This window comes from Sporosarcina aquimarina (assembly GCF_019748715.1).
Taxonomy (GTDB): Bacteria; Bacillota; Bacilli; order Bacillales_A; family Planococcaceae; genus Sporosarcina; species Sporosarcina newyorkensis.
Window position 1 is genome coordinate 96,351 of record NZ_JACLBZ010000033.1, and the last position, 12,821, is coordinate 109,171.

Annotated in this window: 10 protein-coding genes; 6 read left to right on the top strand and 4 right to left on the bottom strand. The window is 39.6% G+C overall.

What is annotated here, in order from left to right:
- Positions 1–557: 557 nt before the first annotated feature.
- On the bottom strand, positions 558–1,730 hold the full coding sequence (ccsB, locus tag H7J92_RS14955) for a c-type cytochrome biogenesis protein CcsB (RefSeq protein WP_078817627.1): 1,173 nt from the start codon (positions 1,728–1,730) through the stop codon (positions 558–560).
- A gap of 169 nt (positions 1,731–1,899) precedes the next feature.
- Here ccsB and H7J92_RS14960 point away from each other — a divergent pair, with 169 nt between their 5' ends.
- The 6 genes from H7J92_RS14960 to H7J92_RS14985 all read left to right on the top strand — a co-directional run bounded on the left by H7J92_RS14960 (position 1,900) and on the right by H7J92_RS14985 (position 9,633).
- Complete coding sequence (locus H7J92_RS14960) at positions 1,900–3,198, top strand: sensor histidine kinase (protein WP_078817626.1); 1,299 nt, start codon at positions 1,900–1,902, stop codon at positions 3,196–3,198.
- Positions 3,179–3,910, top strand: a complete 732-nt coding sequence (locus H7J92_RS14965) for a LytR/AlgR family response regulator transcription factor (protein ID WP_078817625.1) — start codon at positions 3,179–3,181, stop codon at positions 3,908–3,910. The genes H7J92_RS14960 and H7J92_RS14965 overlap by 20 nt, the downstream gene beginning before the upstream one ends.
- Positions 3,911–4,203: 293 nt before the next feature.
- Positions 4,204–5,433: an acyl-CoA dehydrogenase family protein gene (locus tag H7J92_RS14970; RefSeq protein WP_343228096.1), complete on the top strand. Its 1,230-nt coding sequence runs from the start codon at positions 4,204–4,206 to the stop codon at positions 5,431–5,433.
- Between the two features lie 218 nt (positions 5,434–5,651).
- The gene (locus H7J92_RS14975) at positions 5,652–7,202 is read left to right on the top strand and encodes a helix-turn-helix domain-containing protein (RefSeq protein ID WP_009766576.1); all 1,551 of its coding nucleotides are present in this window, start codon (positions 5,652–5,654) and stop codon (positions 7,200–7,202) included.
- A gap of 252 nt (positions 7,203–7,454) precedes the next feature.
- Positions 7,455–8,114 carry a flavin reductase family protein gene (locus H7J92_RS14980; protein WP_009766575.1) on the top strand — a complete coding sequence of 220 codons (660 nt, stop codon included), beginning with the start codon at positions 7,455–7,457 and terminating at the stop codon, positions 8,112–8,114.
- Between the two features lie 169 nt (positions 8,115–8,283).
- Positions 8,284–9,633 carry a YjiH family protein gene (locus tag H7J92_RS14985; RefSeq protein WP_009766574.1) on the top strand — a complete coding sequence of 450 codons (1,350 nt, stop codon included), beginning with the start codon at positions 8,284–8,286 and terminating at the stop codon, positions 9,631–9,633.
- Positions 9,634–9,801: 168 nt separating this feature from the next.
- Here H7J92_RS14985 and H7J92_RS14990 read toward each other — a convergent pair whose 3' ends face one another.
- The 3 genes from H7J92_RS14990 to H7J92_RS15000 form a co-directional block, all read right to left on the bottom strand.
- The gene (locus H7J92_RS14990; RefSeq protein WP_221837707.1) at positions 9,802–10,056 is read right to left on the bottom strand and encodes a KGG domain-containing protein; all 255 of its coding nucleotides are present in this window, start codon (positions 10,054–10,056) and stop codon (positions 9,802–9,804) included.
- A 165-nt stretch (positions 10,057–10,221) separates the two neighbouring features.
- A complete protein-coding gene (locus H7J92_RS14995; RefSeq protein WP_221837709.1) occupies positions 10,222–11,739 on the bottom strand; it encodes an ABC transporter permease/substrate-binding protein in 1,518 nt (505 codons plus the stop codon).
- Positions 11,732–12,682 (bottom strand): ABC transporter ATP-binding protein, encoded by a 951-nt coding sequence (locus H7J92_RS15000; protein WP_078817624.1) that lies wholly within the window; start codon positions 12,680–12,682, stop codon positions 11,732–11,734. The genes H7J92_RS14995 and H7J92_RS15000 overlap by 8 nt, the downstream gene beginning before the upstream one ends.
- Between the last annotated feature and the right edge of the window lie 139 nt (positions 12,683–12,821).

Consider the following 12,821-nt stretch of genomic DNA (forward strand, 5'->3'; position numbering starts at 1 on the left):
AGTACTATCGGTGCGAAACCGATATATGAAATAGGTGGGTTTCCGGCCAGACAATATAGAGAAACTGGCAACATGATGATTAAACAGGCGATTACAGTAGTCCAAGTTCGTTTGAAGATGAGAACCAGCAGAGCGATTGGCGATAGTAAGATTGAAGCCCAGATTATTAGCCCAACCAAGATACTTAGCAATGTACTCACTCCTTTGAAGTTGTATGATTTTCCTCAATTATACAGGTTATTAGGTTAGAATGGTGCGGTATGTAGCTGATTTGGTTCAGAGTGGCTTGAATAAGGTGCGGTCTGGAGGAGTTTTGGCTCGGTTCAGTTATACATTAGTGCGGTGTAAAGATACTTTGGTGCGAAATTTCTGCTTTTCTTGATTGACCACGTGAGAAAAGGGTGTCACTGAAGGATGTTTTATAAATTCAGAACAACTTCAATGCAGTGATCTATATCACTCTTCTAACATAAATTTTAAGCAGGAAAAAGTCGTCCGAAGTCGGTTGAAATGACTGTCAAAGACGACCTTTTACAGTTGATTTATCTGCTTGAACTTCAAGCATAAGAATGTAATCCGGCAATTACGAGATTGACGAATACTTGGTTGAATACAATTAGGCCAAAACCAATGATCGACATCCAGGCAGTTCGCTTACCTTCCCAACCTTGAGATGTTCGTAGATGTAAAAAAGCTGCATAAAACAACCAAGTAACGAGCGCCCAGACTTCTTTTGGATCCCATCCCCAAAAGCGCCCCCATGCCAGATGTGCCCAAATCATCGCAAATAATAAACCTCCTAGCGAGAACAAGGGGAAGCCTACAACGACAGCTCGGTACGATATTTCATCCATAACCGTAGAATTCACTTTCTTTGTCAATGGTTTTAGTAATTGTATTATTTTCTTTCTCGTTAGCATGCGAATTATCAGGTATAGAGCAGTGCCTATCAAAAATGCCCATAGAATGGTGTTGCTCTTTTTCGCATCCAGCATGTTGGAAATTTCTATGACTCCGATTGATTGTCCGCTATCTACAAGAACGGCATCTTGATTTACGATAAGCGCAGGCATAATATATGCAGCGTTCTCTACTTCCTGTTCTCTATTTTCAAACTGAATGAGTTTTTCTTCCGAGGTGAACGAAAAAAACATTGAACTCGAAATAAATCCTATTAACACGACTAGACAATACATAACGAATTCCAAGCTTCTCGTATGAACTGTCTGCGTCTCGACATCCAGAGTACGCAACAAGTAAATAATACCTGTTGCAAACGCTATTGAGAGGATTGCGCTAGAAAAAGCGACAGTAATCACATGTATAGATAACCAATTACTCTGGAGAGCGGGGATTAGAGGTGAAGCATCTCTCGTGAAAACTCCGCCAAATCCCATGATAATCAACGAGAACGGAATTGAAAATAATACAACCACAATTTGTTTGTATAGCTGGTAGAGTAGTAATGCGCTTGCTAGGAGCATGATGCCGAAGAATGTCATAAACTCGTACATATTGCTAACTGGTGCGTGACCGATTGCAAGCCATCTAAGCGCAAAATAAGTCAGTTGCAGTAATAAGGCTGCGATCGTTAAACTCATGCCTAGTCGTTTCGTCCGCTTGTTTTTTGTGGTAACCGAAAGCGCAACGGGAACGATAGCGACTAGTAAGAAGATGAACGCCACACACAGCGATTGATTGCTTATTGTCATTAGACTTTCCGTATTCATATAGTAACCTCCCGTATACCGTAACGTACTAATGAAAATAACTCAGGTACGATCAAACCTCATTATAGTCATGGTAGAATGGTTTCGGGCGATTTTATCATGATCGTCTACAAATACATCTTGAACGTAACTACTAAAGACATAAACAGCAAAATATAGAGGTGATAAAATGACAACTTTGTTTTTCCTCTTTGGTTTATTCAATTTCTTTATCATATATGGGTCTCTGTTTTATATTATGAATTTACAATTAACGATAAAGCGATTGATTTTATGCTTGGTTGTTAACACATTTGTCACCGTTTTGGCCGCTATCTATCCACAGTCACTTTGGCTTTCAATGGTTGTCAGTGTCGTTTTAATTGGCGGACTATTTTTCTTGTTTTCTAGACAGCAAATGGTCTTTTTTCATTTACTCTTTATCCATCTTTGCAGCATTCTAGCAGAATATACTGCTCTATTTTTAGTGTATACCTTTCATTTATCGCTAGTCACTCATATTGGGTTAATCGTGGTGCAAATTGCTGCGATTGTTGTGGTGTACAAAAAGTTTTTAACTCACTACGAACATCGAATTATTCTATCTAAGAGTTCTCAATTGGTATTATTACTCGTTGCGGTTAGTACCAGCATAGTCTTTTATGTTTTGGTGTTTTTGCCTGCAGAAAAAGACGATATCCAAATTTCTGCAACGAATTTAGTAATTCTGCTTTTTTATTTTGTGATTATGATAAGCCTTACCAGAATTGTTTTACATACGATGGTGAAAGATCAAGACATAAACGAAAAGCTAATAGAGCAGCAACAGTTCACTCAATACATGAAATCACTTGAACAAGTGAATCGAGACATGCAGATTTTCCGACACGACCACGCAAATATACTGCTTTCATTGCGTGGCTATATTGAAAATGAAGATGTAACAGGGCTAAGAAAATATTTTGAGGAACAAATTATAAAAGCAGAGCAACGAACCTTGTTTAAAAATCAATTGTTTAGCCAGCTCGACCGTTTACAGATAATTGAATTAAAAGGACTGATTTCCACCAAATTATTGCTTGCTGATGAATCGTCGATACCTATTTCTGTAGAGGTTCCAGATGTGATTGAAGATATATCTATGAATCGTCTTCATCTGTCGCGAGTTTTGGGAATTCTCTTGGATAATGCAATCGAGGCATCGACCGCTTTAGACTCTCCTCAAATTAACTTGGCTTTTCTATCCGTGAATAACCAGGTCGTCATCGTGATCGAGAATAGACTGTCAGATAGCGAGATGAATATTCAACAAATATTTGCAGAGTGGTATTCAACGAAAGGGGAAGATAGAGGAATGGGCTTGTCTTCCGCTAGGAAAATCTTATCCGATTATCCGAATATTACTTGGAATACGCGTGTTGAAAACCAATGGTTTATTCATGAAATTATGATCGCAGGGAGGGATATGAGTGCGGGTTATCATATGTGAAGACAATCCAGTTCAGAAAGAGTTTATCTACAAAGAAATTATGAACTATGCAAGTTTTCACGAACCAAGTATTGAAGTGGTCTTGTGTACAAGCACGCCGGACGACGTACTAACTTATCTTGATCATTATCAGGCTGACTGTTACTTTCTGGATATTGAGTTGGATCATCATCTGGATGGGATGGACTTGGCCGTAACTATTCGGAAAAAAGATCCGTTAGCCACTATTATTTTTATTACAACTCATGCGGATCGTTTGAAACTTACATTTACTTATAAATTGGCAGCACTTGATTTCATTGTGAAAGATACACCCAATCAAATCGCCTCACAAGTTAAAGAAGCATTAGAGAGCGCATTTGTAAAATACACGCAACTTGGTGAAGTGGACTCATCAGAAGTTATTCAAATAAAAATTGGGGAGCGCATTAAAAATATAAGGCTTCAGGATATTTATTATTTCGAAACCTCTACGATTCCACATAAGATTACCGTATATGAGAAGAATGGATATTATGAGTTTTACGGCAGATTAAAAGATTTTGAAGAAGCGAGCACTTCTTTTTATCGGTGTCATAAGAGCCTTCTGATTAATCTGCAACATGTAAATGAATTGGATAAAAAGAAACGTACAGTTACGATGACAAATGGTGCTATCTGTGACATTTCGTTTCGAGCATCCGGGGAATTGCAAAGAAGAATAAGAGACTAGTGCTGAATGTGATGTGAATATTAATTTATTTGTTAAACTGACCAACCATAGAGCTATCCGAGAAGTCATTTTTATCTCGGATGGTTCTTTTTTTATTGGAAAACTATAAAATTAATAAATTGATCGTATTTATAATACGGACGCTGAGTATACAGTTTAAGTTAACATTAACAGATAATTATTTAAACATTGAATCTTTACTATTACGTAAAATATGATAAAGTAAAAAGAGTAGAGCTAGCTTTTCGAATAACTAAATAGCAAGTTAATGAAAAATTGGAGTGAACATTTTGGTGAAAATTAGTGTAATGGAAAAAGAAAAACAACAACAGGGAATCATGGAAATACCACAATGGTGGACATGTCCAGAAGGGCATGAAGAGTTACAGAAAGCAGCACATGTACTAGGAGAAAGAGAACTGTTGCCCCGTGCGCTCGTTTCAGATCAAGAGAGAAAGTATCCACGCGAAAGTTTACGTGAGGTTGCGAAAGCTGGCTATTCAGCAGTTACCATACCGGTTGAGGCGGGTGGTCTTGAAGATGGATTCACAGCATTTGCAGTACTTTCGGAAGTTTTTGCACAGTATTGCCCATCCACTACGATGTGTTGGGTGATGCACATGACAACTGCTCATACAATCTACGAGGCTGGAACTGAAGAACAGCGTCAGCGTTTGTTACCGCGCTTGCAGGCTGGACATGTCGGAGGATTGGCGTTTAGTGAAAAAGCAACTGGTGGACACTTCTGGAACGTTGGCAGTGAGGCGAAACGAAATGAAAGCGGTTACTCGTTGGATGCAGAAAAATCTTTCGTGACGAGCGGGGGAGAAGCGGACTTTTATTTGGTTGCGACTACTTCTCCTGAAACAAACGATCCGGATAATCTGATGTTTTTATTAGTCGAAAACGATCAAAAAGGTGTGGAAGCTTTCCCATTCGATGCAATGGGTTTACGTGGAAATGCTAGCGGGCCGATGAACTTTAAGCAAGTTCAAGTCTCTCTTGAGAACCGTATTGGTGGCGAAGGCGGTATGGGTTATTTCAACGACAACACGATCGATCCTTTATTCTTACTAGGTTCAGCGGCGTGCTGGGTAGGGATCGCGCAAGGTGCATTGAATATGGCCATCAACGGAGCAAAGCGTACCGTTCACGAGGATACAGGTTCTTCCGTGGCTGATTATCAAGTAATTCGTCATGAGCTGGCTAAGGCGCAAATCAAGATCGATAGTGCGCGCAGCATGTTGTATCGAACAGCGGAGGCAATGGATCGCTGTCAGAAGGAAGGCCGAGAGTTATCAGAATGCTTATATCCATTATGGCAGCTGAAGACACATGCAGCAGATATGGTCATTGACGTGACAAATGCAGCGTTGCAAGTGTCTGGCGGTCGGGGTTATATGACGGGACAAGTGGAAAAATTTGTGCGGGATGGACGCGCGGGTGCAATTATGGGCCCAACTAATGAAGTATTGCGTGAGTGGGTCGGACGTACGTTAATTGAAGTTCCTTGGCTGGATTGAAGTTAGAATCTTATAGCATTCTATAACCCTATTTATGCAAGCCAGAAGACAGTATCGCGCAAGTATAACTTAAGCATAATTAAAAACAGGCAAAGGCAGTGTGTTCACTGCTTTTGCCTGTTTTATGATCCACCATTAATCTGTACAAACTATCAATTTACATTAAATAAAGGGTAAAATACAGAGTAAAATTACTAAGAATCAGTAGGAGGCAATGGATGAAAATTCTTATAGCGGAAAGAGATGAACTTGAACGAAAAGGGATCAGATGGGTTTTATTATCAAACCAGATTTTAATAACGCAATTAAAAGAAACGGACAATGAAGAAGAGTGTCTTGATATTCTTTTCGATTGGAAGCCGGATATTTTAATTGTAGAACTTGAGATGCTTACCCATTCACGAAAACAATTAACAAATTTACTGAGGGAATTGGAGATAAAGACAATTGTCCATACGCATCATAAAACATTTGAAGCAGCTGAGCAGTCATTAAATATGAAGGCGGAGGCTTTGTTTATAAAGCCCTATGATACAAACGAATGGTTACATACGATGAAAAATACAGTAATTAATTCACATAAAAAAACTAGTGAAGACAAAGAAAACTTTATCCATCATGGATGGGCATACGACCTTTTATTTGGAAGAGTATTCAACGACTCACTCATTTTGGACCAAGTCCGAACTTGGGGCTATCAACAAATTCCCACACTGGTTGTAGCCCTTAGCCTTGATAAGTCAAATCAAGGAGAAGTGGATCTGACTAAGTTAGTCCATTTTATCAATAGTGAATTTCAATCTTACCGCCCTTTTGTGCTAATCGTTGAAGATCATCTCGTCTTGTTATTTAGTGGAGAATATTTGGCTTCTGATCAAGAGCCAATTCATTCGTTAAGACGAATATTAGTGTACTTTTGCCAAAAAGCGAAAAGTGAAAGAGGTCTTTCCTTTTCTGCAAGTATAGGGAAATGGTATAACAACCCGAAGATGGTACACCAATCGTATTGGGAAGCAAAACGTGCCCTGTTACGCCGATTCTACTTTGGAGGGAATCACGTATTTCCTCCGATTGAAAACTTAGTTTTAACCGAAATAGATCCCTTTCTTTCCCCTGAGGAAAGCGATGAATTTATGAAGCACTTGCGGAATATTGATCGTGAGATGCTGAAAAATTGGCTTAATGATCAGGTAAATAACTATTCAATAACAGAAGAAAGTTTCCCGGATTCTGAAAATGTCCGTATTCGATTAACAAATATTCTATCTCATATAAGACGCTTCATGTTAGAAAAAGTATATCTGCTTGAAGAAGAACATCTTTATAAAAAATTATTTAACAATATATTATCAGGCGAAGTATTATTTGACATTATTCATAATATACTATCGTTTTGTTACCGATTATGCGATCAAGTCGAAAAAGAAGAAACTTCCTATAATTCTATTCTAATAAAAAAGGCTATTCAATATATCAACGAAAATTATGCTACTTCAATTACTCTTGAAGATATTTCGGCTTTTGTAAACCGAAATAGCCAGTATTTCAGTTCGATGTTTAGAAAACAGATGGGCTGTACATTTACAGATTATTTACAAAGGAAACGTATTAAAGAGGCCCAAGTGCTTCTTATGGGAACTACGATGACGGTTTCTGAAATAGCCGAACAAGTAGGATTTACAGACCCGGGCTATTTTAGTAGGGTCTTTAAAAAAGTCATAGGCTATTCTCCGAGCTTTTGGAGGACACATAATAATCCTACTATCTAAAATCTGTCCATATAAACTGGATAGATTTTTCTTTTTGTCGTCTAATTATTTTATATTTTCCTAAAGTTATATATATTGTCCATAGCGTGGTAGGTTGCAAAAAGAGTAGGATTAATCTAACGAACAAAGAAAGCGCTTTCCGTTAGGTTATTAGTGATTAAAGGAGGTGGTCCAGCTACAGGATTGGTGCAATAAGAAGCTTGTGAACTCAATTTATTCCATAAATATCATATACACTTAGGAGGAAAATACATGAATTATTCACCAAAGAAAGGCGAACATCACGGTTTGCCATATGACCCTTTTAAAAGTAGTGCTATACCGCGCCCGATCGGATGGCTTTCAACTCAATCAAAAGATGGAGTAGACAATCTGGCGCCTTACAGTCAATATCAAAATCTTACGTGGGACCCGCCGATGGTTATGTTTGCGGCTAATCAGTCGATATTAGGCGGAAGAAAAGATACCGTCCGGAATGCTGAGGAAACGGGCTGGTTTGTTTGGAACATGGCTACCTGGGATTTACGTGAAGCAGTGAATATTTCCGCAAAGGCTTCTACAGATGACGTTGACGAATTTGAAGCAGCAGGAGTAGCAAAGGAAAGTTGTATTGAAGCACCTGGTGCACGTGTGGCCGGATCACCGGTCCAATTTGAATGTGAGTATGTACAGACGATTAGAATACCAACTGGTAATGAAGTCTCCACAGTAGATCTTGTTATCGGACGAGTAGCCCACGTGCATATCGCTGATGACATCATTCTTCCAAATGGAAAACTGGATATCTTGAAAATAAAACCGATCGCACGTCTAGGATACTATGATTATACTGTGATCAATGAAATATTTGAAATGAAGGCACCAGCTGCCTCAGCAGAGGAGTTAGCCGGTTTAGAGGGGAAAAATGTATAAAACGAACAGTATATTCTATTGAATTTTGAGATCAGAGACATAAGGCTATGTTGAGTAAAAACTGCACATACCTTGTGTCTTTTATATCTTGAACTTGCCAATAATATTTTTTTGCCAAGAGAATTTCGAAATTTTAAAAAGCTGTTTACAAAAAAGGAGGTAACATACTGTGCCAAATCTTCAAACAACAAATGTAGAAGAGAATCCTAAGCTTCAAGAACAAACCATGAGTAATGTGCCCAATATCTTAAAGTTTGTCGGCTTTAGTTTGATTGGAATATTTATTTTTTTCGCTCCAATCAAAGTTGATGGAACATCATCCATTCCTCTTGATCACATAGTTACATGGATCAACACAACTTTTCCATCTCTTACTCCGATATACGCTTTACTTGTTATATTAGGAGGAGTGATCTATCCATTTGCAACAAAAACGTGGAATAAAAGCACATTTAATTTAGTTTTTACATTACTGAAGATAATAGGTTTAGCAGTAGGAATTATCATCTATTCAAAACGAGGTCCTGATTGGTTAATGAATGAACATGTAGGACCGTTCCTATTTGATTCACTAGTAGTCCCTGTCGGTATAATGGTTCCGTTGGGCGGGGTTTTTTTAGCTTTATTACTGGGTTATGGACTTTTTGAGTTTGTTGGAGTTCTTTTTCAACGGGTTATGAGACCGATATGGAAAACTCCGGGACGTTCTGCTGTAAGCGCTATGGCATCCTTCGTTGCAAGCTTTGCTGTAGGTTTATTAATTACAAATCGAGAGTTTAAAGAAGGTAAGTATACAATAAAGCAAGCTGTTATCATTGCAACTGGGTTTTCAACTGTAACTGTTTCTTTCATGATTATTGTTGCTAAAACATTGGATCTTATGAGTGTTTGGAATTTGTATTTTTTTGTGACGGCCTTTGTAACATTTTTCGTGACGGCTATTACCGTAAGGATTTGGCCGATCAGTAAGTTACCAGATGAATATTATAACGGTATGACAGGGGAACCGGAAACACTTATCACGGGTAACTATCTACAGAATGCTTGGAAACAAGCAATGGAAGCTTCTAATAATGCACCAAATTTCGGAAAGAACCTTTGGGTGAATTTACGTGATGGTATGGTCATGACGATGAATATGTTACCGACTATCTTATCTATTGGCTTAATCGGAATACTATTGGCAGAGTATACACCCATTTTTGATTTTCTAGGATATATTTTCTATCCATTTACTGCTTTAGTGCAATTGCCGGATGCATTCCTAGTTGCTAAAGCGGCTGCCATTGGTGTCACCGAAATGTTTCTACCGGCATTATTAGTCGTTGAGGCGGCAATCGTATCAAAATTTGTCGTTGCTGTCGTCTGTGTATCATCCATTATATTTTTCTCGGCGAGTATCCCTAGTATTTTGTCTACAGAGATTCCAATCAGTATTCCGAAGCTTCTTGTTATTTGGGTACAACGTACAATTTTAAGTATTCTTGTTGCTACACCACTGGCCTATCTTTTATTATGAGATAGACATAAAGGACATAGTGCCCTCACTACTTTTTACAAGGTTTACTGTACATTAATAAAAAACGAGGCTGTCCTGAAAGTCATTTCTGACCTCCGGGACAGCCTCGTGCTTATGTGAAGTAAAATGCAAGAGGGGGAATCCTGTCATTACATCACGTAGCATCCATTAGGAATTATTGTTTTTGTTTGAGTTATTGTTGTTTTGTCTAGCGCGAGCTTCTCCGCCTTTTTGGCCGATTTCCTCGTAGAATTCTTTGTTATGGTTTCGAGCAGTGGCTTCTCCGCCCTTGCGTCCGATTTCTTCATAGAACTCATGGCCATGATTTTTAGCTGTTGTTTCTCCGCCTTTTTGACCTGCTTCTTCAAGGGACATTTTGCTACGGTTGTTTTGGTTCTCCTGGTTGTTGTTACGTTTTGCCATAATGAAAATCTCTCCTCGTTTTTTAGTATTGTTCGTTACATCCTCTGTATAGCCCGCTCACATGATTTTAAACTTTTTAACTTTGAATCGATCACTAGGAATGGCTTGCTAGGTAACTGAAACAACCTGGGATCTCTGAGCTGGTTGCGGATCAAAAAAATAAAATTAATTTAGTAAATTGTTCTCCTGCAAGAAGGTTTCCGCCACTTCCTTTGCACTTATCTCTTCTACGTTCACCTGATAATTCATCTCACGCATTTCGTCATCAGTCACGAGACCCGCGAGTGAATCGAGTACCTTCTGCAATTCAGGATATTGTTCGAGCGTCTCTTTCCGTAACAGGGGAGCTCCTTGGTAAGGAGGGAATAACTCTTTGTCATCTTCCAGTACCGTTAAATCATATTCTCGAAGCTCACTATCCGTAGAGTAAGCGTCCATCAAATTAATTTCTCCTGCTTCTATCGCTTGATAGCGCAATTTCGGCTCCATTTTTTGGACGGAAGGGAATGTCAGACCGTAGAGCTTTTGGATGCCTAAGTAGCCATCTTCTCGGTCATTGAATTCTAAAGTGAATCCAGCTTTTACGGCTTGTTCAACAGCAGTGAGATCTGATATGGTCTCTAGATTATATTGCCGCTGGAAAGTTTTTGAAACGGCAAGCGTATACGTATTGTTATAAGACATAGGTGATAATAATACTAGGTCAAATTGATCTTCCAATCCCTTTTTAGCTTGCCGATACACTTCCTCGCGATCATTACTGGCCGCTTCCTCTTTCAAGAACTCAGATAAGGCTGTACCCGTGAATTCAGGATAGAGATCGATGCTTCCCGACTGTAAAGCATTGAAGACGAATGAAGTTTTCCCAAGTCCGGGTTTTAATTCGACTGTCAGTTCGGTCTGATCCTCGATGAGCAGTTTGTACATATTAATGAGAATCTCAGGCTCAGCACCAAGTTTTGCACCTATTACGAGTTGGTTTTTAGAACTTCCACCAATCAAAGGTGCAGCGACCATTAGGATTGCCGCTACGGTAAATGCCGCAAAGGCGATGATGGCTTTTTTGAATGAAAGGCCTTCAAATATCTTCAGTAAATAATCGAAAAATAATGCCAGCAGAGCAGCGGGGATTGCACCAAGCACAATAAGCGAAGGATTATTCCGATCAATCCCAAGCAGGATCAAATCACCGAGACCGCCTGCTCCAATCAACGCCGCAAGTGTTGCCGTTCCGACAATCAGTACCATGGAAGTACGTATCCCCGCCATCATTACAGGCATAGCAAGAGGCAACTCGACTTTCATCAAGCGTTTCCATGTATTCATACCCATTGCAGTGGCCGCTTCCTTCAATGAAGGATCGACTTCCTTAATACCCGTGTATGTATTACGTAAAATCGGTAGCAAGGCATAGGCAACCAATGCAATGATTGCCGGTACTTTCCCGATACCAAATAAGGGGATGAGAAGACCAAGCAAGGCAAGTGAAGGTATTGTCTGCAGTACGGCACTTGCTCCGATGACCGTTTCCGCTATTTTTCGTTGATTGGTTAAATAGATACCGATAGGAATAGCGATTACTACCGCAAACAATAAGGAAATCAATGAGATTTGAATATGTTCCAAAAGAGCTTCCAGCAATTGACCGCGCCGATCTTGGAATACTTCCATGAAATTATTCATTCGGCACCGTCCCTTCAAGTGATTGTTCCGCTAAAAAGCGGAGGATGCCTTCTCTCGTGATAAAACCGACAATCTGTCCTTCCTTCTCAATCGCTATTCGTTCATTAGAAGCTAATGATTGCACCAGAGACCCCCACTCGCTATCGAAGGGCAGAGTGGAGTGAGCAGAAAAACCATCTGGAACTGGCTCCAAATTTTCCACAATAGAAAACTTCCTTGCTACAGCCGTCGCAGTAAATTCTTGGACAAATGGAGAAGCGGGACGCGTTAGTATTTCTTGCGGAGTAGCCACCTGTTCGATTTTTCCATCATTCATAATGCACACACGATCACCCAATTTAAAAGCTTCCTGCAAGTCATGCGTCACAAAAACAATAGTCTTTTGAATAGTGCGCTGTAGATCCAAGATATCATCTTGTAACTTAACGCGACTGATTGGATCAAGAGCGCTAAATGGCTCGTCCATTAATAAAATGTCTGGATCTGCAGCCAATGCTCGTATCACACCTACTCGCTGTTGCTGGCCTCCTGACAGTTCTTGTGGCTGGCGATCACGGTAGATGTGAGGGTCAAGTCCGACCATTTTCAGTAATTCTGTCACTCGCTGCTGTACTTGCTCTTTTTTCCATCTTTTTAACTCGGGAACGATTGCAATATTTTCCTCTATGGTCATATGCGGAAAGAGCGCGATCTGTTGTAAAACATAGCCGATTTGCCAGCGAAGTTCGTGGATCGGGTAGTCGCTGATTCGTTTGTCATCGAGCCAAATTGTTCCCTTTGTGAGCGGGATCAAGCGATTGATCATCTTAAGGGTCGTTGTTTTTCCGCAGCCGCTTGGACCAACCAGAACAAGAAACTCTCCCCGCTCGATCTGCAGATTGAGAGAATCTACTACTAAACGCTCGCCATCATAAGTTTTCGAAACATTTTCAAATCGAATCATCTGTATCACTCCTTCAATATTTCGATTTTCACATAATGAAATGTGAATAGGAAATTATATCCCTTACCATTCGCTGTTTTTCAACTTAACGAATTGTAATGTCCAGTTCATCCTCCGTTCATCTTCGCTGGGTAAGATA

Excerpts from the sequence above, each read along its gene's own strand:
- H7J92_RS14995 (WP_221837709.1), bottom strand. The coding sequence starts at position 11,739 with ATGAATAATTTCATGGAAGTATTCCAAGATCGGCGCGGTCAATTGCTG.
- H7J92_RS14980 (WP_009766575.1), top strand. The coding sequence starts at position 7,455 with ATGAATTATTCACCAAAGAAAGGCGAACATCACGGTTTGCCATATGAC.
- H7J92_RS14990 (WP_221837707.1), bottom strand. The coding sequence starts at position 10,056 with ATGGCAAAACGTAACAACAACCAGGAGAACCAAAACAACCGTAGCAAA.
- H7J92_RS14975 (WP_009766576.1), top strand. The coding sequence starts at position 5,652 with ATGAAAATTCTTATAGCGGAAAGAGATGAACTTGAACGAAAAGGGATC.
- H7J92_RS15000 (WP_078817624.1), bottom strand. The coding sequence starts at position 12,682 with ATGATTCGATTTGAAAATGTTTCGAAAACTTATGATGGCGAGCGTTTA.
- H7J92_RS14960 (WP_078817626.1), top strand. The coding sequence starts at position 1,900 with ATGACAACTTTGTTTTTCCTCTTTGGTTTATTCAATTTCTTTATCATA.
- ccsB (WP_078817627.1), bottom strand. The coding sequence starts at position 1,730 with ATGAATACGGAAAGTCTAATGACAATAAGCAATCAATCGCTGTGTGTG.